This window comes from Paenibacillus sp. RC73 (genome assembly GCF_044908085.1).
Lineage (GTDB): Bacteria > Bacillota > Bacilli > Paenibacillales > Paenibacillaceae > Paenibacillus > Paenibacillus terrae_A.
The window spans coordinates 215,941-237,211 of record NZ_JBIYCV010000001.1 but is presented as its reverse complement, the minus strand read 5'-3'; the positions used below and the strand labels follow the sequence as shown (position 1 = coordinate 237,211).

The following is a 21,271-nucleotide window of genomic DNA, read 5'->3' as shown; positions in this document are numbered from 1 at the left end:
ACGATGCTTGTGGAACACCCTTTTTCCTTCCAAAAAAGTGGAGTCCATGGGTACGTTCTCATCGCCAAATAACAAGTGATGCCGCTATGCCAGGCGGAATTGTACATGTGAAAGCATGTGCATATGAAATGAAACGGCCGCGTGCCGTTATCTTAGTTTGACGATCAAAGCTAATGTGACAATTGCAAAAAGTCCCAAGGAATGCCTTGGAGGAACCAACGGGGAGGTGAACAGTATGATGATGACTGCGATCTGGTTCGTTCTCGTTGCTGTAGCCGCGTTATTCTTTGGGTTCGGGATTGGTTATTTTATTCGCAAATCTATTGCAGAAGCTAAAATCTCCAGTGCGGAAGAAGCTGCCGCGCAAATCGTGGAGAACGCGAAAAAAGAGGCAGAAGCGCTGAAGAAGGAAACGGTATTGGAAGCGAAAGATGAAATTCACCGCATCCGTGCCGAAGCTGAAAAAGAAACTCGTGAGCGTCGGAATGAAATTCAACGACAGGAACGAAGATTGCTGCAAAAAGAAGAATCGCTGGATAAAAAATTGGAATCGCTGGAACGTAAAGAAGAACAAGTGGCCAACAAAGAGAAACGAATCGATGAAACCCAGCAGCAGATTGATTTGATTTACAAGAGTCAGGTAACTGAGCTGGAGCGTATTTCCAATCTGACGACGGAAGATGCCAGAAGTATTATTCTGTCCAACGTAGAGCAGGAAGTTCGTCATGAAACCGCTCAGATGATTAAGGAAATTGAGCAACAGGCCAAAGAGGAAGCGGACAAAAAGTCTCGTGAAATTATCACACTGGCCATCCAACGCTGTGCGGCGGACCATGTGGCGGAAACGACGGTTTCCGTTGTCACGTTGCCGAACGAAGAAATGAAAGGCCGGATTATCGGACGTGAAGGCCGTAATATCCGTGCGCTTGAAACCCTTACGGGAATTGACCTCATTATTGATGATACGCCGGAAGCGGTTATTTTGTCCGGATTTGATCCGATTCGCAGAGAGATAGCGCGTACTGCGCTTGAGAAGCTCGTAGCGGACGGACGGATACATCCGGCTCGTATTGAAGAAATGGTGGAAAAATCCCGTAAAGAAGTGGATGAACGAATCCGCGAGTATGGCGAACAAGCCACCTTCGAGGTGGGCGTGCATAGCCTGCATCCGGATTTAATCAAGATCCTGGGACGTCTCAAGTTCCGTACAAGCTACGGACAGAACGTATTGAAGCACTCGATGGAAGTTGCATACTTGACAGGTCTGATGGCCGGAGAACTGGGCGAGGACGTTACACTGGCAAGACGGGCAGGGTTGCTGCATGACATCGGGAAGGCGCTGGATCACGAAGTGGAAGGATCACACGTTGAAATTGGCGTGGAACTGGCGAAGAAGTACAAGGAACACCCGGTCGTCATCAACAGTATTGCTTCACATCACGGCGACTGCGAAGCGACTTCAGTGATTGCTATGCTGGTTGGGGCGGCAGACGCCCTGTCGGCAGCAAGACCAGGAGCGCGGCGTGAAACACTGGAGACGTACATCCGTCGTCTTGAGAAGCTGGAACGCATTTCCGAGTCTTTTGAAGGCGTGGAAAAATCGTACGCTATTCAAGCTGGACGCGAAGTCCGCGTCATGGTGCAGCCAGAGAAAATTGATGATGCGGAAGCATTCCGACTGGCTCGTGATATAACGAAAACGATTGAGAATGAACTGGATTATCCGGGACATATCAAGGTTACCGTCATTCGTGAGACCCGCGCGGTAGAATACGCAAAATAAAGTAATTTAACGAAAAGTGGCCGCTGTTTGTAGGGCCACTTTTCATTATGTAAGGCATACCAGGGAGGGTTTTCTATCAACGTACTATTTATTGGAGATATTTTCGGTAGTGTAGGCAGAAAGGCATTAAGGGAAAATCTCCCTTCGCTAAAATCAAAATACAACCCGCATATCATTATCGTGAACGGGGAAAATTCAGCTTCAGGAAGAGGCATTACTCCAGCCATCGCCAGAGAATTTTTTGATTGGGGCGTACATGGTATTACAATGGGTAATCATACTTGGGACAATAAGGATATATTTGATTTTATAGATGATGAGCCGCGTATCATACGTCCGGCAAACTTCCCGCCAGGAACGCCGGGGCGAGGCTATACCGTGGTGAAAGGTGGAGGCAAGGAGCTGGCGATCGTTAACTTGCAGGGCAGAACCTTTCTGCCACCCATCGATTGCCCGTTCCGCGCAGCAGATGAGATCGTAGATGAATTGCGCAAGAAGCATAAGCACATTCTGGTTGATTTTCATGCCGAAGCGACATCGGAAAAAATCGCTATGGGTTGGCATCTAGATGGCCGTGCTTCAATTGTTGTTGGTACACACACCCACGTGCAGAGCAACGATGATACGATTTTACCGCAAGGAACTGCGTATCAGACAGATGTGGGCATGGTAGGTCCCTATGAAGGAGTACTTGGCATGCAGAGAGAAGCCGTGTTGCAGAAATTTCAGACTCAGCTTCCGGTACGTTTTCAACCGGACAACGGAAAATGGCATTTTCACGCAGTTAGCGTAGAGTTGAATGACAACGACGGTATGGCACGTAAAATTCAGAAAATTAGACTCAAAGAAGATGAATGGCGGATGGATTAACCTTTTTGGAAACTGCTTAAGGAAAGAATAAGGAAAACTGTCACCAAAAAGCAGGAATTTTTTGCTGACCCTCGAATAACATCTAATAGTGGAATCAAACCATCATCATTCCCAGGGGAGGTACTTACTATGGATGTATTAAAAGTATCAGCAAAATCCAATCCTAATTCAGTTGCAGGCGCACTCGCAGGAGTACTGCGTGAACGCGGAAATGCCGAATTGCAGGCGATTGGAGCGGGTGCACTGAACCAAGCCATTAAAGCTGTAGCCATTGCCCGGGGATTTGTCGCACCAAGCGGAGTGGATTTGATTTGTATTCCTGCTTTTACGGATATTGTTATTGACGGAGAAGATCGGACTGCAATCAAGTTGATTGTAGAGCCAAGATAATAAATGTTAGTTGTTGAGCCTGTTTACGATGGTGTAAACGGGCTTTTTTGCATGGAAGTCGCCCTTTATTACATAGATTGTAAGATAACTTCATCACGCTGTAATCTATGAATGGAGGTAAGATGCATGAACAGTAAACCACACATGAAATGGTCGGTTGCCGATTTGCATTGTGATGTGTTGTGTAAGATGCAGCTTAACCCGCAGGTGGATTTCAGTCATCCCTCGCTTGATGTTACAAGAGAGCGTTTGTTAGAAGGCCATGTGAACTTGCAGACATTCGCAATATATATTTCCCAGGTGCTGGGTACGCCAAGATTTGAGCATGTAATTCGTCAGGTTGAACTCTTCAGACAGCATATGATATCCCCATCTGTCGGGTTGAAGTCGCTATTGTGGAGAGAAGACTTGGAAGAACGTAAGGATACATCAGTGGGACATCTGGAAGGGAATGAAATAAAACAACATCAAGGATCACCGTGGGCTCTGCTATCGCTGGAGGGAGTGGAAGCGCTGGAAGGAAATCCGTTTTATGCTGAACTGTGCTATGCCTTGGGAATCCGATTGATCGGGCTGACGTGGAATTATGCAAATTGGGCGGCTGACGGCATTATGGAGCAGAGGGGTGGCGGGCTGACTCGCAAGGGGCATGAGTTGGTCAAGCGCTGTAATGAATTAGGTTTGCTACTAGATGTATCGCATTTGTCTGAACAAGGCTTCTGGGAGGTGCTGGAGGAGGCAGCTCAACCGCCGATTGCTTCGCACTCCAACGCCTTCGCGGTATGTCCTCACCCACGTAATCTTCGGGATGAACAGATTCGTGCGTTGATCGCGCGTAACGGACGGATTGGTTTGACTTTCGTCACGATGTTTCTCAAAGAGCAGGGTACGGTGACCGCTGAGGATTTGTTGCCACACATTGAACATATTTGTTCACTAGGTGGCGAACGTCATTTGATGTTCGGATCTGATTTTGACGGTATTGAGCATCATGTGCAGGGGCTGGAGCATTCAGGGAAATATCCACGTTTTGCGGAACTGCTGATGAAGCATTATCCTGAGGAACTGGTCAAGGGGTGGCTGGGAGGACATGCGCTGGAATATCTGCAAACGAATCTGCCTTCCAAAATGTCTTCTTAAATAGCTATTTAATAGCAGTTATTTTTGGTTACTTAATACCCTTGACAATGCGAGATATATTACGAAATAATTGGAGCATCCTAGAATGGTATGGTGCTAAAATAACGCTTGCTGAAATATGACAGACATTTGGAGCGAGCTTGACGAGTTACCATGCTGTACCGCCATATCAGAGGGGAGCTCCATTACATAATGTTGATAAAAAAGGTTACCTGGCTTGAACTCTTTTATGACTTATTGTTCGTAGCCGCTGTCTCCAAGGCCACTCATGTTTTACTACATGTTGAACATGATAGTATTTCTTTGGAGAATCTGGAAAAGTTTATTTTGATTTTTATTCCGATATGGTGGGCTTGGGTGGGACAAACTGTCTACAACAACCGTTTTGGTCAAGACAGTATGACGCATCGAATCTTTATGATCCTGCAATTGTTTTTCGTGTTAATTATGACCGCCAGCCTGAATATAGATTTTGACGCGTATTATGTATCCTTTTTTGCTGGCTATATTGGTTTAAGAGGCTTGACTGCCGTTCAATATTTACTTTCGGCACCCAAAGAAGCGGGTCATAAACAGGAAACAGCTCGTTTTTTCGGTACCTATTTTTGGATCGGAATAGTCATCTCCAGTTTCTCCCTCTTTTTTGAGTCCTGGGTTCGATATTTGATTTTATATGTCGGCATTGCTGTTGATATCCTCGTTCCTTTGATGGGTCGTAAAAAATTGGTGATCACACCTATCCATACGGAGCATTTATTAGAGCGCTTTGCACAGTTCACCTTAATCCTGCTTGGCGAATCGGTGATAAGTATGCTTTCTGTTTTACAATCTGATCATTTTACGGTCTCTTCCGTTGTATTTGCTGCCTTGGCTTTTGTATTAGTCATCGCAATCTGGTGGCAATACTTTGAGAATATGGAGAAGCACGTAGATAAATCAAAACAAACAGCAGGACAGACTATTATTTATGGTCATTTGTTTATTTATCTTTCACTTAGCATGCTAGCAGCTTCGATACAGCTCTTGTTTTTGGGACAAGTAGCCTATATCTTTGTTCTTTGCTTTACCTTTGCTTCTGTACTTATTTACTTTTTGTCGGTTTTGCTGGTATTCCATCGCTACAGATTAAGTCATCTTAAACCAAGCCTTAGAGTCATTTTTTTCTTAACTGGAGTCCTCTGTGTCTTGTTTATCCTTAACATATTTATTGTTGTTCCCTCTCATCTTATCGTAGCTGAAATCATGCTGTTCTTTATCCTGTTCGCTAAAATGACAGTTCACGATATTAAAGGCTGAATAGGGCGAAAAACGGAACTTTGTCCCGCTTTCCTTTTCTTTCTTGGCAAAGTAGGAGTATAATAGTATAGATGTGTAAAGTATTGTATAGAGAAAAAGGAGTGACCATACGATGAGTAAAATCGTACCTGTCGGCGTTTCCGCACGCCATATTCACCTGACTCAAGAGCATATTGAAATTTTGTTTGGAGCAGGATATCAACTGACTGAATTTAAACCATTGTCCCAACCAGGACAATTCGCCGCAAATGAAACGGTAGCTGTAATTGGTTCTAAGGGCCAATTTGATAAGGTTCGTATTTTGGGACCAGCTCGTCCAGCTTCCCAGCTTGAAATCTCTCGCACAGATTCCTTTGCCATCGGTGTAAAAGCGCCTGTACGCGAATCTGGCAGCATTGACGGAACACCAGGAATCACAGTAAAAGGACCAGCTGGAGAAGTGGAACTGCAAGAGGGTGTAATCGTAGCTGCCCGTCATATTCATTTCCATACGTCTGATGCAGCGAAATGGGACATTAAGGACAAGCAGTTGCTGAAAGTACGTGTCGGCGGCGAACGTGGTCTTGTATTTGAAAATGTTCTTGCGCGTGTGTCCGATTCTTTTGCTTTGGATATGCACATTGATACAGATGAAGCGAACGGAGCCGGCGTGAAAAACGGTGACAACGCTGAAATCGTTGACTAATATACGTATATAATGCCGAAAGGCAAAGGGTCCGATTCTTGCTAAAGAGTCGGGCTTTTTTACATACTAAGGATTCTCAAAATGGTCATCTATAAAAATATGGACATTAGATTCTCAGTGTACCCCTTTTGCGTTCACGGGGATATATGGCGATGGCTTATAAATCATGCTATAATTTAGTGTAATGCCTTTTTCAAAGGAGTTTTTACGGGCTAAAAAGAGATGTACCCATATGCAAAGATATAGTAAAAGCGTAATTGGCGTGAAATAGATGGTGTAAGGAGTGACCAAAGGAATGGCCAAGGAAACGAAAGATTACTCCAAATATTTTGATTTCTCGGATGCAAAGATCATTTCTCAGGATGAGCATAGCAAGAAGATCCGCATTCGCGGACGTGAAATCAATATTATGGCGGAGCCGAATCATAGAAAAGAAAAGCAACGCGGTAAAGAAGACGTACAGGTATTGTACGATAATGCAGTTCCGGATGAGCTGAAGCATATCGGCGAGGGAAAGTATTACATCGTGTACACATTCGGTTGCCAGATGAACGAGCATGATTCCGAAACGATTAAAGGATTGCTGGAGCAAATGGGTTATCAGGCGACAGAGGATCGTAAGGAAGCGGACATTATCTTGCTGAATACATGTGCGATCCGTGAAAATGCGGAGGACAAAGTATTTGGTGAGCTGGGTCACCTCAAGCATCTCAAGACAGAGAAGCCGGGCATGCTACTTGGCGTATGTGGTTGCATGTCGCAGGAAGAGAGTGTCGTCAACCGGATTTTGCAAAAGCACGGTTTTGTCGACATGATTTTTGGTACCCATAATATCCACCGCCTGCCGCAGCTTGTCAAGGAAGCACTCTTCAGCAAAGAAATGGTGGTCGAGGTGTGGTCCAAGGAAGGCGACATTATCGAGAACCTGCCGAAGAAGCGCGAGGGTATGCGGGCTTGGGTGAACATTATGTACGGCTGCGATAAATTTTGCACCTATTGCATTGTTCCCTTCACACGCGGTAAGGAAAGAAGCCGTCGTCCCGAGGATGTTATTGCTGAGGTACGGGATTTGGCACGTCAGGGCTTTAAGGAAATTACCTTGCTCGGTCAGAATGTCAATGCCTATGGCAAGGATTTGAAGGATATGAATTATAGATTCGGGGATCTGATGGACGATATGCGTAAGATAGATATCCCGCGTATACGTTTTACAACATCACATCCGCGTGATTTTGATGACCACTTGGTTGAAGTGCTTGGTAAGGGCGGCAATTTGGTGGAGCATATCCATCTGCCTGTTCAATCCGGCAATACGGATATATTGAAGAAAATGAACCGAAAATATACACGTGAGCGCGTTCTGGAACTGGCGGCGAAGATCAAAGCGGCTGTTCCGCATGCTTCGCTCACAACGGATATTATCGTAGGTTTCCCGGGCGAAACGGACGAACAGTTTGAAGATACCATTTCTCTCGTGCGCGAGGTCGGTTATGACTTTGCCTACACCTTTATTTATTCACCACGTGAAGGTACGCCAGCCGCGTCTATGGAAGATAATGTGCCTATGTCAGTCAAAAAAGAGCGTCTACAGCGTCTGAACAATGTGGTGAACCAAAACAGCCTTCGTTTTAACGGTAGACTGCGTGGCGAGGTGGTTGAAGTGCTGGTAGAAGGCGAGAGCAAAAATAACAGTGAGGTGCTTGCCGGCCGGACCCGTTCCAATAAGCTGGTGCATTTTGAAGGCTCCAAGGATCTGATCGGGACCTTTGTGCAGGTGAAAATTACGGAGCCTATGACCTTTTACATCAAGGGCGATTTGGTTCAAACCGCTGTGGCGGTTAACGGTTAACAAAATATCATAGCAAGGTTTGCATGTGGATCAAATATGAACTGTATGTACGACCTTATTAAGTGAGCAAAGGAGCGATGGACAGTGACAGAGGAGCGGTTGCAACAGTCAGAGCTTCAACCGGCGGCGCGCCAGCATGATCATTTGGTCAATCGCGATATGATATTGGCGAAAGCCCAAGAGTTGGCGGGTATTTTGGGCAACAGTGAAGAAGTGCAGGTATTTCGGAAAGCAGAAGATAAAATCCGCGATCATGAGCGCATCCAGCTTCTGATTGCAGCAATGAAGAAAAAGCAAAAGGAAATTGTGGCTTTCGAATCCTTGAAGAATCAGACGATGATTTCCAAAATAGAGGCAGAGCTGCAGGAGCTTCAGGAAGAGCTTGACGGTATTCCGATTGTAACGGAGTTTCAGCAAAGCCAGGTAGAAATTAATGAGCTGCTGCAAATGGTTATCATGGCAATTCGTGATACAGTTGCCGAAAAGGTGAATGTAGAAGAGGGAAAAAGTACTTCTTCCTCCAATTGCAGTGACTAGAATGATGTATGGTGTGGAGGCTCAGCCTCCACGCCTTTTTTTCAGGAGCAACTTGTAATCATATGTACTGTATCAGACCTCAAGAGGAAATGGGGCATCATAGAAAGGATGAAAACAAGGAATGGATATCTTGCGTAGTTTGGTAGAGGGTGAAGTAAACACATTTTGGGAGTATTTAGGATGTGAATTAATCGAAGCTGATGCAAATGAGGTACATATCGCTTTACAGGCTGGACCGCAGCATACCAATGTGGTGGGAATTGTTCATGGGGGCGTGCTCACAACATTGATGGATCAGGCGATGGGGATGGTTAGTATGGTTTCACGCAATATGGAATTATGTGTGACGACGAATCTGAACGTTCATTTTCTGTCAGCGATGAAACAAGGGCGATTGGAGGTTAAGGCACGAATTCTCCATCAAGGGGGGCGTACCATAACGACTGAGGCGGAAGTAAAGGATAGTGAAGGGATACTCGGCTGCATGGCTACAGCGACATTCCGGGTATTGCGTAAACAACCAGATCATTTGGATAAGGCCTGACGCTTGACAAAACTTTTTATTATGTCATAATGAATTTATCAAAACGATATAATGTGGTGATGCCAATGGATAACGAACGTATAAACGAAGAGACGCAGAAGGCGTCGTATAACATTAAGAAATATCGCACCCCGGATGGTGCTCCGGCAGATATCGTCATGTTCACCTTAACCAAGCGGGAGCGCAAGACGGTGACAAAGACGTTGCCGATCCGTGAGCTGAAGGTAATGCTTATCAAGCGTCGTAGTTGGCCGTTTGCCGGACGTTGGGCGTTGCCGGGGGGCTTTTGTCAGGAAGATGAATCCATTTACGGAGCTGCCAAGCGCGAGCTGTTAGAGGAAACCGGCGTGGACGGCGGTCATCTGGAGTACCTAGGTGTGTATAGTGGACCTGGGCGTGATCCGCGCGGGTGGATTATATCGCATGCGTTTTTTGCACTGGTAGAGGAATGGATGCTGGAGCAGCGGCAAGCGGCGGATGATGCTTCCGAGGTTGGGCTGTTCACGATCCGTGAAGCGCTGGAGGAATTGGAGCTGGCGTTTGACCATCGGGACATTATTGTGGATGCCTACCGGAAGATTCAGTTGCAAATGCTCCAGACGACGATAGCCAAGCAGTTTTTACCTCTGCATTTTACATTGGGCGAGCTGTATCAGGTCATTCAAAGTGTCGTACCGGATTTCGAAGAGCCGAACTTTATTCGCAAAATAACGTCGACTCGCAGCAGACAGGGAATATTGGAAGAGGTACGGGACGAGAATGGCAAACCGCTCAGCTCCAACCAGTATTCACAGAGACCGGCACAGCTTTATCGCTTTAGTGACAGGGTGCCGCGGTTGTCTATCTACACCTAATGTATTGTAGTAGGTCACGTAAAGAACGCACACTCCCCAACTTGAGGATGAAGGAGCTGACTGAACGATGGAGGCATTGATTGTTATTGATTACACGAATGATTTTGTGGACGGCAATCTGCCTGTTGGACCACCGGCAATAGAGCTGGATGAACGGATGGCAGCCATTACGCAGGCGTATGTGGATCAAGGGGACTTTGTCGTAATGGCAGTGGATCGGCATGAGGAAAATGATCTTTATCACCCGGAAAGCAAACTGTTTCCTCCGCATAATATTCGTGGAACCGGGGGACGAGATTTGTATGGCAAGCTCCATAACCTCTATGCCAATCAGAGTGATTCCATCTATTGGATGGATAAAACACGATACAGCGCCTTCGCTGGCACGGACCTGGAACTCAGGCTGCGCGAACGTAGTATTACAGAAGTTCATTTGATCGGTGTATGCACGGATATTTGTGTACTGCATACGGCTGTAGACGCTTATAACAAAGGATTTGCGATTACGGTATACAAGGACGCTGTGGCCAGCTTTAATCAGGCCGGACATGATTGGGCTTTGGGTCATTTTCAGGGCAGTCTTGGAGCCGCCGTATGGTCGGCTGAGGATACGATTTTACGCCAGAAGAAGTAAATAACTTAACGATTGTGCACCCATATCCGATAACAGAATGGAGTCGGATATTGCTGAATCCAGATGGATGAGGCGGTACGTCGCTGCAAAACCGGGGACAGTCAGAGAGGATGATTATGATGCAGTCAACGAGCCTCGCATTACATACAGATAAATATCAGATTAATATGATGTATGCCCATTGGGTGAACGGAAGTCACCAGCGAAAAGCTGTGTTTGAGGCATATTTTCGCAAGTTGCCCTTTGGCAACGGATATGCGGTGTTTGCAGGTCTGGAACGCATTGTGAATTACATTGCAAATCTGCGCTTTACAGAAGAGGATATCCGTTACCTTTCAGAGCAAGAGGAGAAGTATGATCCTATGTTTCTGGAGGCATTGCGCCAGTTTAGGTTTGGTGGAACCGTTCATTCAATGAAAGAAGGGGCACTTGTTTTCCCGAATGAGCCTCTGGTACGTGTCGAAGGAACGATTATGGAAACACAGCTGGTCGAGACAGCATTGCTGAATTTTATGAACTACCAGACACTGATTGCGACAAAGGCGTCTCGCATCAAGCAGGTGGCAAGCGGCGATACGCTGCTGGAATTTGGCACACGACGGGCGCAGGAAGCAGATGCGGCGATTTGGGGAGCACGGGCTGCTTATGTAGCGGGCTTTGACGCGACATCTAATATGCTGGCAGGTGAGCATTTTGGTATTCCGACGAAGGGAACACATGCTCATTCATGGGTGCAGACCTTTATGAGCGAGCAGGAGGCTTTTGACGTGTATGCGAAGGTTTTACCGGATCAGGTCACACTGCTGGTAGATACCTTTGATACGCTGGAGAGCGGCGTTCCCCATGCGATTCGGACAGCGAAGATGCTGGAGAGTCAGGGTAAACGGATGAATTCGATCCGGCTGGATAGTGGTGACTTGGCTTATTTATCCATTCAGGCTCGGGAAATGCTAGATGCCGAAGGGCTGGATTACGTACAAATTGTAGCCTCTAATGATTTGGATGAAAATACAATTTTTAACTTAAAGGCCCAAGGCGCGCGTATCGATGTATGGGGTGTGGGGACACAGCTCATTACAGCTTCGGATCAACCTTCATTGGGCGGGGTTTACAAGCTAGTCGAACGGGAAGTAGAAGGAGAAATGCTGCCGACGATTAAAATTTCGGGCAACCCGGAAAAGGTATCCACACCGGGTAAGAAGGATGTATATCGTATTATAGATAAGAAGAAAGGGAGAGCTGTCGCCGATTATATTTCTTTTCCGGACGAAGACCGTCCGCGCAATGGAAAGCGGCTGAAACTCTTTAACCCGTTGCATCCGTACATGAAGAAGTATGTGGAAAATTACGAGGCAGTTCCGATGCTGGAGCCTATTTTCGTAAATGGGCAGAAAGTGTATGAACTTCCCGGGCTGGATGAAATTCGCGCATACCATACTTCCCAGCTGCAACTGTTCTGGCCGGAATATTTGCGGAAAATGAACCCGGAAATTTACCGTGTAAATCTCAGTGAAAAGGTATGGGGGCTGAAACAAAAGCTGATCGACAGCTATATGCAGCCAGAAGTGGAAGAAAAGGAATAGTTTTAAGAGGCACCCTGCAAATAATGGGGTGCCTCTTTGTGTTTCAGAGCATAAGAGGAAAATCTGTGTGTTATTTGTAAATTTCCCTCATGACATGCCGCAGCTCAGGTATAATAATGCGCTCCACCGCCAAACGGACGGCTCCACGTGAGCCTGGCATAGAAAATACGGCTGTCCGGTCGACAGTGCCAGCTACAGCACGACTCAATATCGCTGCAGAACCAATATCCTCGGCAAAGCTTAAATAACGGAAGATTTCCCCGAATCCGGGCAGTTCCTTATCCAGCAGAGAGGATACGGCTTCATACGTTGTATCACGCGGGGAAATACCGGTGCCGCCTGTCAGAAGAACAGCCTCAATGTCATCGCGTTCCGCGGCTTCGGATACCAGTTGCCGGATGCCATCATAGTCGTCTTTGACGATAACATATCGGGCCACCTGATAGCCGTTCGTTTCCAACAGATCCACCAGTAGACGTCCTCCGGTATCTGTTTCCACGGTGCGGGTGTCGGAGACGGTTACAACCATGCAGCTAACCTGCTGTGGGGCCTCCCGTCGATGCTCCTCTACAGAAGATATATTCATTTGCAATGCTCACTCCTCGATCTATGGTTAGACATACTCTTTTTACAATAGAGGAATGATTGTCGGTGTGCAAGTCAGGAGCAGGCATTAGGGAGTTGTGTGATTTATCCCCTTGCACGGATGGGATGGAATATAGTACACTTCCTTACATAAGCCGGGATTTTTTGTTTGGTCAAGTTGAAAGCGTGAACAACGGTTGATTAATCTCAATTGTCGACGGGTAATAATACAGCAGGGTCAACAACAGGGAGGTAATGTATTATGAAACATTCATACCAACAATGCGTGGATGCTTGCCTGGAATGTATGAACGCTTGCAACGTCTGTTACGTGGCGAGCTTGAAGGAATATGATTTGGCTATGCTGCGCGAGTGTATTCGAGTGAGCCGGGAATGTGCAGAAATATGCGGGTTTGCTGCTCAAATGTTGGAACGCGGAACGGAATTTGCCGAGCAAATTTGTGAGCTGTGTGCCAAAGCTTGTGAAGTATGTGCTGCTGAATGCGGTAAGCACGCTCATGAGCATTGCAAGCAATGTGCAGCAGCCTGCCGCCGTTGTGTTCAGGCATGCCGCCAAATGGTGGCTGTGTAATTACATATAATCGAGCCAGCGCCTGAACAGAAAATAAAACATTGCTTTCTACAGGATAGGTTTGTATAATGATGGGAATTAACGTCTTGGAACGGGAGAGTAGCAGGGGAGCCATATCATTACAGCGAGCCGGAAAAGGTGGAAGCCGGTATGAGGCCCAACGTGAAGCGCACCCGGGAGACGGTTGTTCCAACACGGAGTTCCGTTAGTAGTTCAGCCCGGCAGACACCGTTATTTGTCATTGGAGTGAAATCGGCGATTATGCATAGTTCATTGCACAATCCGATTTACGAAGAGTGGTACCGCGGGGATATTGAAGTTCTCGTCTCTTGAATAATTCAAGAGGCGGGAGCTTTTTTTGTTAGATTCTAATGAAAAAAAGGAGAGAAAGCCATGCTGTTATCGATCGCTACTCAGGCTATTTCTGCCCATACGGGCTTGGAGGAAAAGGAGATTTCCTCTTTATTGGAGGTACCGCCACAACCGGAATGGGGGGATGTAGCGTTTCCCTGTTTTTTGCTGGCTAAAAAGTTTAGGAAGGCTCCGCAGCAAATTGCGTTGGAACTGGCGGAGGCCATAACCCGTAAGGAAGGACTGACTGCTTCGGCATCAGGAGCCTATGTCAATATAACACTGGGGCGTTCCATTCATATTCCACTGATGCTGGCTGAATTGAGCAAACCCGAATTTTTCAAGCCAGATCTCGGACACGGACAGCGGGTAGTGATTGATATGTCTTCGCCCAATATTGCCAAACCGTTTGGTATCGGCCATCTTCGTTCTACTGTCATCGGTGCTGCACTGTACCGCATTCTCGGGGAAACGGGGTATGTTCCGGTTAGTGTGAATCATTTGGGGGATTGGGGAACACAGTTTGGTAAGCAAATTGCGGCTTATAAAAGATGGGGAAATGAAGAGCAGCTACAGCAAGATCCGATTGGAGAGTCACTTAAGCTGTACGTGCGTTTTCATGAGGAAGCCGAGCATGACCCATCTTTGGAGGACGAAGGTCGAGAATGGTTCCGCCGTCTGGAGCATGGAGATACCGAGGCTCAGCAGCTATGGGAGTTTTTTGTTGAAGTCAGCCTGCGTGAATTTGATCGCATGTACCAGCGTCTGAACCTTACATTTGATCATGTACTGGGAGAGAGCTTTTACAATAATAAAATGCAGGCGGTTGTTGCCCGATTAAGGACGAAAGGTTTGCTGGAAGAAAGTGACGGTGCGCTTGTGGTGCGTCTGGAGGATGAAGGGCTGCCGCCTTGTCTGATTTTGAAAAAGGATGGGACTACCATCTATCCGACCCGTGATTTGGCTACGGCGTTCTACCGTCATGAGGTGATGAAAGCTGATCGGTTGCTGTACGTGGTAGGTGGAGAGCAGCAGTTGCATTTCCGGCAGGTGTTTGAGGTGCTAAAGCGTGCAGGGGAGACGTGGGCGGAGCAGTGTGAGCACGTGCCGTTTGGTCTGATGCGTTTTGCAGGTAAAAAAATGTCCACAAGACGCGGCAAGGTCGTGAAGCTGGAGGAGGGCTGGATGAAGCGGTGGCCCGCGCTCTAACTATCATCACCCAGAAGAATCCCAATTTACAGGATCAACAGGAAATAGCCGAGGACGTCGGCATCGGGGCGATCATTTTTGGCGACTTAAAAAATAACCGCCTGAACGAAGTGGATTTCTCACTGGAAGACGCGTTAACCTTTGAAGGTGAGACAGGTCCTTATGTACAATACACACATGCACGTATACGCAGTCTTTTGGAAAAAGCTTATGCTGGCGCCGGTACGGTGGATGGTTCTGGTATCGACGTTCCTATGAGGGAACATCCAGTATCTGATTTCACCGATGCATCGGATGAAATGCTGGGGGATGCAGGCTGGGCACTGCTTAAGCAACTGGTTCGTTATCAGGGACAACTGGAACGTGCGGCTCGGCAACTGGAACCTTCGGTTATCGCGAGGTTTGCGCTGGATACGGCGCAGGCGTTCAACCGCTTTTACGCCAAGGAGCGGATTGTCGATGGTGGGCCGTGGCGCATTCAGTTGGCTGGACAAACTGCTGATATTTTGGCACATACGCTGCATCTTCTTGGCCTGAAAGCACCCTATCGGATGTAGCCAAATGGCCTGAGGAAGAGTGCCCGCAAAGTGAGTATCCTTAGAATATAGCCTAGGACGTGAGCAGAAAAGAGTTAAACGGGTTACACTAACTGTAAGTATCGTAGGCTTTTTTTACAATCAATTTTTGAGTATCTGAAACATTTGTTGATAGTATTGCGTCGATAAGTATAGAAGAAACATAGTAAATATGGAGGTGCATCTCATGAAAAAAAACAAAAGTGTGACAGCAGCTTTGCTGGTGATCTGTTCGTTGGCAGTGGCTACGTCAGCTTCGGCATTTCGTGATATAAAAGGAACAGAGCAGGAGAAGATTGTAAGTTCGCTTCAGAACAAAGGTATTATTCAGGGCATCACGAAGGATAAGTTTGCGCCTGATCAATCACTTACGTATGCACAAGGGGTGCATATGGTCGTTAATGCGATGGATCTTCAAGTTATGCCGGATTTCACGACGGGTTCATTCGCCAATATTCCGTCTTCGGCATGGTATGCCAAGTCTTACCGGATTGCGGCTCAACACCAAATTCCTTTGTCACCGGATATTGATCCAAGTACTCAGATGACAAGAGAACAATTCGCGAATATACTGTACAAAGCGGTTAGTGCAACCGGAGAATATCCAACAGTCCGCATGTACATTAATGTTGCGGATGGCAAGAAGCTGGACCAAGATTCAAGCGAAGGGGTTCAGTTCCTGTTGTTGACCAAAATTGCTAAATTAGATGAAAAGAGCAACTTTAATCCGGAACGTAAAGTAACCCGAATGGAGGCAGCAGAGATGGTCTATAATGCATCCGAATTTGTGCAAAATCATAAACCGATTGAATCCACTCCAGAAAATCCGGCTGAGCCTTCAGATCCGGGCCAGCAAAATGGTATTAGTATGAGTGTAGAGAAGGTGAATGACCAGCAGAACAAGGTAACATTAACCCGTTTGCAGGCACCCAATCCCGGTTACGGCATTGAAGTGGATCATATCGACTACGTAGATGACGCCACTGCAGTGATTTACTACAAGTTGACAAGTCCAAAGCCGGGGGAAATGAATATCCAGGTCATTACGGATACCCACACAAGTACACTGGTGGACAGCAAGTATAAAGTTACGATTAAGGCGGTAGAGGGAACTGTTTTTCCTCCTACAGGATCAGGCACCTCGGTAGCCCAATAATACTTGTAGCGTACACACGAAACATATATTTAGAAAAAGAAAAACAGCAAGTCTCCATTGTATTTATCCGGAGACTTGCTGTTTTTTTATGCATGCTTTGTGTGCTTACTTTATGCGCTTCCTCCAGCCAAGCCGGGTCCGTTTTGACCTGTGCCCGGTTTCTGCAAGGAGCTGGTACCTGCTCGGGTATCGGCTTTTCCAGAAGTGGCAGCTCCTGCTGCTACAGCAGTTTTCTCTGCAAGTAAAGTTTCTTGTTCCGACGATGCACTAGAGGATGGATTTGTATCTGTTCCCGCCGTTCCTGACTGGAGCTGATACATCTGGAAGTAACGACCGCCCTGAGCCATGAGTTCGTCATGGTTACCGCGTTCGACAATCTCGCCCCGATGCAGCACCAGAATTTGGTCCGCACTGCGGATGGTCGACAAACGGTGAGCAATGATGAAGGTAGTACGCCCTTTCTTGAGCACCTCCAGCGCAGATTGGATAAGCGCCTCGGTTTCGGTATCAATATTGGCGGTAGCTTCATCGAGAATCAGAATCGCCGGATCAAAGGCCAACGCACGGGCGAAGGAAATGAGCTGACGCTGCCCGGCTGATAAAGTACTTCCTTTTTCGATCACTGGCTCGTCAAAGCCTTGCGGCAAATGGGCCAGCAGTTTGTCAGCCCCGACATCACACAGTGCTTTGTTCACCTGTTCTCTGGTAATCCGGCTGTCTCCCAGACTGACATTGGAGGCTACTGTACCTGTAAACAAATATGGATCTTGAAGAACGATACCCATATGATGGCGTAGCCACTGCTTTGGAATGTCCTTGACAGAGGTTCCGTCAATGGTGATCGTTCCTTTTTGCGGATCATAAAACCGGAACAGCAGGTTAATAATTGAGCTTTTTCCGGATCCGGTATGTCCGACGAGTGCAACCGTTTGGCCGGGATGTGCAGTAAAGGAAATATGCTTAAGGACAGCATCCTTTTTGTAGGCAAAGGTTACGTCGTCGAACTTCACCAGACCTTTGTAACGCGGCATCGTGCCGTCTGTTACCTGTTCTCCGGTTTCATCCATCAGTTCAAATACCCGTCCAGAGGATACGATTGATGTATCCAGCACCGCAAGCTGGTTGACCATACCAGTCATCGGTTGGAACAGTCGTCCCAGTACATCGACGAAGGCGTATAGTACGCCTAGTGATACAGCACTGCCTGTCGTGCCAAGCGCCTCTGCTCCGAAATACCACAACACGACGGCAAAGGCAAGATTTCTCAGCACATTGACCAGATTGTGTGAAGTGAAGGCGTTCAAATTCAGCATTTTATTCTGATGCTTCATATAATCATCGTTCAGTTCTTCAAACTCATGTTGCGTTTGTTTCTGGTGCCGGAACACACGAATAATGGACATCCCTTGAATAGATTCATTGATAATCGCATTAATCTCACTGAGCCGGGACCGAATGATCGTATTAAAGCGGGTGGCGACCTTGCGGTACAGCACAATCCACAAGATCAGCAGCGGTACAATGAACAGAGAGATCAGACCCAGTCTGAAGTCCAGCAAAAAGAGTGCGACATATACACCGGCCATCGTCACAATACCTGAAGTGAAGTTCGACAGTACGGCCACGAATAAATCTTTTACCGCTTCTGTGTCATTCGTAACACGGGATACGACCTTACCTGCGGGCAGATTGTCAAAAAAGTAAACTGGCAATCGTTGAATGTGTGCGTAGAGGTCAAGCCGAAGCTTTTGAATGACCTTGTTGGCCGAGGATTGCAGCCAGTACGTTTTGCCAAATTCGGCAAAGATCGAAATGACCAGAAAGAAGCAATACCAGCCAATCAGTTGAAAGATACCGGGCATTTCCGGTTTGTAAAAGCTATACAGCTCATCGGCTGTCAAAGCCTTGGCATCATAGCGAAAGGTGTCGGAGCCGCGTGTCACCGTCAGCGTGCCGTTCGCAAAGGAGCGGTTACCGTCAGCCACCCGCACCGTACCATCAATAAATACGAAGGATTTGCCGACTTGTAAAATCCTCGCTTCACGCCCTTTGGCCTCCCCGGCCTCAAAGCGGTCTTTACGCTTGAAATGGGTTCCGGCATAGCTTACGGTGCTGTCCACGCTAGTTGTCTCGTAAAATGGTTTTTCAATAGCGAGCATATGGTCGTCGATCATCGTTTTGGCGATGAAGGGTCCGGCCAGCTCGGCGGCTACCCCGATAGTCAATGCGATGAGTGCCGCGATAAAGCCAGCTTTGCTCGTCAGGGCATACTGGAATAGCCTTTTGCCGATGTTGGATTTCATTAGGAAACCTCCCCTGAGGTCAGAACAGATTCCACTTGCTGCCGTTCATATTGTTGACGGTACCATCCATCCGCCTGAAGCAGCTCGTTGTGGGTTCCTTCCTCAATAATGCGTCCTTGCTCCAGCACGACGATCCGGTCTGCATGTTCTACAGCCGAGAGACGGTGAGTGGAGATCAGAGTTGTTTTACCCGAGCGTTTACGCCGGATATTATCAATAATACGTGCTTCTGTTCGAGCATCAACCGCGGACAGTGCATCGTCTAGCACCAGAATATCCGGATCGCCGATAAAGGCGCGTGCCAGCGAAACACGTTGCTTCTGCCCGCCGGACAGGGCTATGCCTTTTTCTCCGACGAGTGTGTCCAGTCCATCGGACAGGGTGCCTAAATCCTGATCGAAAGCTGCGGTACGGATCGCTTCCATGATATCGTCATCATCTGCACGCGGTTTACCGAACTGAATGTTCTCACGCACTGATTTGGAGAACAGAATTTGCTCCTGTGGCACGTAGCCGATCCAGCTGTGCAGTTGTTCAACAGCAATGTCCTCCAGCCGAGTGCCAGAGATTAAAATGTCACCGCTACCCGTCGGGTATTCATGCAGTAGCTGTTTGAGCAGGGTGGATTTCCCGCTGCCTGTTCGGCCGACGACACCTAGCGTTTCTCCACGTTTCAGCTCCAAATTCACATGTAACAGATTGTCAACAGATGAGGTTGGATAACGGAAGGTAACATCTTTCATCGTAATGGACTCGGGGTGGTTAACCGTTACAGGCTGAGCTGCATCTTGTACGTCCGGCTCCACATGGAGAGTTTCGTTTACCCGATCGAGGGAAGCGCTACCGCGCTGCATAATGTTGATCAGTTCGCCAATGGCAAACATCGGCCAAATCATCATCCCCAGATACATGTTAAAGGATACCAGCTCGCCCAGTGTGATATCGTTATGAAATACCAGATAAATACCATATCCGAGCCCGATAACATAGCTAAGTCCTACGCATAAGCGAATCGTCGGTTCGAAGAGAGCGTCCATCCGGGCGACCGCCAGATTTTTGCGAAATACGTCATCGGTAATATCGGCGAACCGTTTTTCATCCATCCTTTCCTGTACATAGGCGCGAATAACCCGGATACCTGCCACGGATTCCAGCACCTGGTCGTTCATATCGCCAAATGCATCCTGTGCCAGCGTGTAGCGCTCGTGAACGGCTTTGCCATAAATGCTCATTGCCAGTGCGATGAATGGCAGCGGCAGGACCGCCGCCAGTGTCAGCTTCCAGCTAATCAGGGTACCCATGGCGACCAGCACGACGCTCAGGTAAACTGTAGAGTCAGTTAGCGTCAGCATGCCAAAGCCCGCAGTACTAGCGACAGAGCGAAGGTCGTTCGTAGCACGAGCCATCAGGTCACCAGTACGATTGCGTTCAAAAAATGGAGGTGTCATCCGCAGCAGATGGTTCATAAAGCGTGTGCGCAACAGGCGCTCCACCAGATTGGCACCCCCAAACAGCTTGTGCATCCATATGTACGTAATGTAGTAGATGACGGCAAGAATGCCTAAAATATAAAAAATATAATGCCAGAGCGAGGACCATGAAATTGAACCGCGTACGATCTCATCAATAGCGCTACCTAGCAGCCGAGGCGGAGCAAGCTCCAGCACGCCAACGGCGATCAGCAAAAACAGCCCAATCGAGTACCGGCTTCGTTCTCTTTTAAAAAACCAGCTTAAATTTTTGAGTACCGAAAACAAGAGGAATCCCATCCTTTCATGAAAAGCTCATGCGAGAGTTGTTGTGCCATTTTGAATAAACAATAAGGCTTGCTACCACTAGCTTCAATCCGGTAACAGGCGCAAAAAAGGCATACCGTCCGCAGACGATATGCCTTAAATCTCAATATCATATGGCGCGCAGATGTTTTCAGCACACTCACCACTGAAAAACTGCTCAAACGCAGGCAGCCACTCGTATTAAACCATACAACGTGAATGGCCCAATTCTGAAGGATGCGTCAGGGGAGATGCTCCGGTATGAAGTTGTTGTGTTTGTAAAGTTGGGTAAAAGGCGAGATGAATGTTTAGCACCGGTAACACTCCTTTCTTCTTCGAATTGGATTCATTCTGAACATGAGTAATCGTTCAATTTGGTAATTAATTTCAAAATGGATCTCGTATGGTTGAATCTTAACACCGTCTTTTGCGAATTGTCAAACCTTTTTCAAAAAAATGTATATCGCTCGCTGGAGATTTTCACTTGAGTAAGGGGCGGTTGGTGGTCATTCTAAATCATGCTATGATATAGTTAACAGGATGTAATTGTACAAGGAGAT

The 21,271-nt window shown here is 47.2% G+C and carries 17 protein-coding genes, 1 pseudogene and 1 other annotated feature; of the genes and pseudogenes, 15 read left to right on the top strand and 3 right to left on the bottom strand.

Features of this window, described 5'->3' with window-relative positions; all coding sequences use genetic code 11:
- The first annotated feature begins 238 nt into the window (after window positions 1-238).
- The 12 genes from rny (at window position 239) to ABH897_RS01015 (ending at window position 12,165) form a co-directional block, all read left to right on the top strand.
- The gene (rny, locus tag ABH897_RS01070; RefSeq protein ID WP_014281153.1) at window positions 239-1,783 is read left to right on the top strand and encodes a ribonuclease Y; all 1,545 of its coding nucleotides are present in this window, start codon (window positions 239-241) and stop codon (window positions 1,781-1,783) included.
- 75 nt (window positions 1,784-1,858) lie between these two features.
- Window positions 1,859-2,653, top strand: a complete 795-nt coding sequence (locus ABH897_RS01065; protein WP_283656248.1) for a TIGR00282 family metallophosphoesterase — start codon at window positions 1,859-1,861, stop codon at window positions 2,651-2,653.
- A gap of 129 nt (window positions 2,654-2,782) precedes the next feature.
- Entirely contained in the window at window positions 2,783-3,043 is a 261-nt protein-coding gene (locus ABH897_RS01060) for a stage V sporulation protein S (RefSeq protein WP_007430104.1), read from the top strand.
- Window positions 3,044-3,169: 126 nt separating this feature from the next.
- Complete coding sequence (locus tag ABH897_RS01055) at window positions 3,170-4,183, top strand: dipeptidase (RefSeq protein ID WP_283655674.1); 1,014 nt, start codon at window positions 3,170-3,172, stop codon at window positions 4,181-4,183.
- A 192-nt stretch (window positions 4,184-4,375) separates the two neighbouring features.
- Entirely contained in the window at window positions 4,376-5,479 is a 1,104-nt protein-coding gene (locus ABH897_RS01050; RefSeq protein WP_283655675.1) for a low temperature requirement protein A, read from the top strand.
- 112 nt (window positions 5,480-5,591) lie between these two features.
- A complete protein-coding gene (pduL, locus tag ABH897_RS01045; protein WP_013309962.1) occupies window positions 5,592-6,164 on the top strand; it encodes a phosphate propanoyltransferase in 573 nt (190 codons plus the stop codon).
- Window positions 6,165-6,459: 295 nt separating this feature from the next.
- Window positions 6,460-8,013, top strand: coding sequence for a tRNA (N6-isopentenyl adenosine(37)-C2)-methylthiotransferase MiaB (miaB, locus tag ABH897_RS01040; RefSeq protein WP_283655676.1), 1,554 nt, complete (start codon window positions 6,460-6,462; stop codon window positions 8,011-8,013).
- A gap of 84 nt (window positions 8,014-8,097) precedes the next feature.
- A complete protein-coding gene (locus ABH897_RS01035) occupies window positions 8,098-8,550 on the top strand; it encodes a YlbF/YmcA family competence regulator (RefSeq protein WP_283655677.1) in 453 nt (150 codons plus the stop codon).
- 121 nt (window positions 8,551-8,671) lie between these two features.
- The gene (locus ABH897_RS01030; protein ID WP_283655678.1) at window positions 8,672-9,094 is read left to right on the top strand and encodes a PaaI family thioesterase; all 423 of its coding nucleotides are present in this window, start codon (window positions 8,672-8,674) and stop codon (window positions 9,092-9,094) included.
- Between the two features lie 65 nt (window positions 9,095-9,159).
- Window positions 9,160-9,948 carry an NUDIX domain-containing protein gene (locus ABH897_RS01025; RefSeq protein WP_134910030.1) on the top strand — a complete coding sequence of 263 codons (789 nt, stop codon included), beginning with the start codon at window positions 9,160-9,162 and terminating at the stop codon, window positions 9,946-9,948.
- Window positions 9,949-10,015: 67 nt separating this feature from the next.
- Entirely contained in the window at window positions 10,016-10,582 is a 567-nt protein-coding gene (locus ABH897_RS01020) for a cysteine hydrolase family protein (RefSeq protein ID WP_283655679.1), read from the top strand.
- A gap of 119 nt (window positions 10,583-10,701) precedes the next feature.
- A complete protein-coding gene (locus ABH897_RS01015; protein WP_044644931.1) occupies window positions 10,702-12,165 on the top strand; it encodes a nicotinate phosphoribosyltransferase in 1,464 nt (487 codons plus the stop codon).
- A 70-nt stretch (window positions 12,166-12,235) separates the two neighbouring features.
- Here the strand turns inward: ABH897_RS01015 and ABH897_RS01010 are convergent, their stop codons facing one another.
- On the bottom strand, window positions 12,236-12,751 hold the full coding sequence (locus tag ABH897_RS01010) for a MogA/MoaB family molybdenum cofactor biosynthesis protein (RefSeq protein ID WP_404519220.1): 516 nt from the start codon (window positions 12,749-12,751) through the stop codon (window positions 12,236-12,238).
- A gap of 261 nt (window positions 12,752-13,012) precedes the next feature.
- Between ABH897_RS01010 and ABH897_RS01005 the strand changes: the two genes are divergently transcribed.
- From ABH897_RS01005 to ABH897_RS00995, 3 genes and pseudogenes are all read left to right on the top strand, one after another.
- On the top strand, window positions 13,013-13,342 hold the full coding sequence (locus ABH897_RS01005; RefSeq protein WP_283655681.1) for a four-helix bundle copper-binding protein: 330 nt from the start codon (window positions 13,013-13,015) through the stop codon (window positions 13,340-13,342).
- 78 nt (window positions 13,343-13,420) lie between these two features.
- Window positions 13,421-13,675 (top strand) — a binding site (T-box leader).
- A 60-nt stretch (window positions 13,676-13,735) separates the two neighbouring features.
- A pseudogene (gene argS / locus ABH897_RS01000) lies at window positions 13,736-15,459 on the top strand (arginine--tRNA ligase).
- 205 nt (window positions 15,460-15,664) lie between these two features.
- The gene (locus tag ABH897_RS00995) at window positions 15,665-16,633 is read left to right on the top strand and encodes an S-layer homology domain-containing protein (RefSeq protein WP_283655683.1); all 969 of its coding nucleotides are present in this window, start codon (window positions 15,665-15,667) and stop codon (window positions 16,631-16,633) included.
- A gap of 110 nt (window positions 16,634-16,743) precedes the next feature.
- Here the strand turns inward: ABH897_RS00995 and ABH897_RS00990 are convergent, their stop codons facing one another.
- Both ABH897_RS00990 and ABH897_RS00985 read right to left on the bottom strand, forming a co-directional pair.
- A complete protein-coding gene (locus tag ABH897_RS00990; protein ID WP_404590990.1) occupies window positions 16,744-18,936 on the bottom strand; it encodes an ABC transporter ATP-binding protein in 2,193 nt (730 codons plus the stop codon).
- On the bottom strand, window positions 18,936-20,693 hold the full coding sequence (locus ABH897_RS00985) for an ABC transporter ATP-binding protein (RefSeq protein ID WP_404590988.1): 1,758 nt from the start codon (window positions 20,691-20,693) through the stop codon (window positions 18,936-18,938). Before ABH897_RS00985 ends, ABH897_RS00990 begins: the two co-directional genes overlap by 1 nt.
- Window positions 20,694-21,271: the final 578 nt, after the last annotated feature.

Bases quoted from the DNA above. Each gene is read 5' to 3' on its own strand.
- rny (WP_014281153.1), top strand. From the start codon at position 239: ATGATGACTGCGATCTGGTTCGTTCTCGTTGCTGTAGCCGCGTTATTC.
- ABH897_RS01010 (WP_404519220.1), bottom strand. From the start codon at position 12,751: ATGAATATATCTTCTGTAGAGGAGCATCGACGGGAGGCCCCACAGCAG.
- ABH897_RS01055 (WP_283655674.1), top strand. From the start codon at position 3,170: ATGAACAGTAAACCACACATGAAATGGTCGGTTGCCGATTTGCATTGT.
- ABH897_RS00995 (WP_283655683.1), top strand. From the start codon at position 15,665: ATGAAAAAAAACAAAAGTGTGACAGCAGCTTTGCTGGTGATCTGTTCG.
- miaB (WP_283655676.1), top strand. From the start codon at position 6,460: ATGGCCAAGGAAACGAAAGATTACTCCAAATATTTTGATTTCTCGGAT.
- ABH897_RS00990 (WP_404590990.1), bottom strand. From the start codon at position 18,936: ATGAAATCCAACATCGGCAAAAGGCTATTCCAGTATGCCCTGACGAGC.
- pduL (WP_013309962.1), top strand. From the start codon at position 5,592: ATGAGTAAAATCGTACCTGTCGGCGTTTCCGCACGCCATATTCACCTG.
- ABH897_RS01025 (WP_134910030.1), top strand. From the start codon at position 9,160: ATGGATAACGAACGTATAAACGAAGAGACGCAGAAGGCGTCGTATAAC.
- ABH897_RS01020 (WP_283655679.1), top strand. From the start codon at position 10,016: ATGGAGGCATTGATTGTTATTGATTACACGAATGATTTTGTGGACGGC.
- ABH897_RS01030 (WP_283655678.1), top strand. From the start codon at position 8,672: ATGGATATCTTGCGTAGTTTGGTAGAGGGTGAAGTAAACACATTTTGG.
- ABH897_RS01015 (WP_044644931.1), top strand. From the start codon at position 10,702: ATGCAGTCAACGAGCCTCGCATTACATACAGATAAATATCAGATTAAT.
- ABH897_RS01005 (WP_283655681.1), top strand. From the start codon at position 13,013: ATGAAACATTCATACCAACAATGCGTGGATGCTTGCCTGGAATGTATG.
- ABH897_RS01060 (WP_007430104.1), top strand. From the start codon at position 2,783: ATGGATGTATTAAAAGTATCAGCAAAATCCAATCCTAATTCAGTTGCA.
- ABH897_RS01050 (WP_283655675.1), top strand. From the start codon at position 4,376: ATGTTGATAAAAAAGGTTACCTGGCTTGAACTCTTTTATGACTTATTG.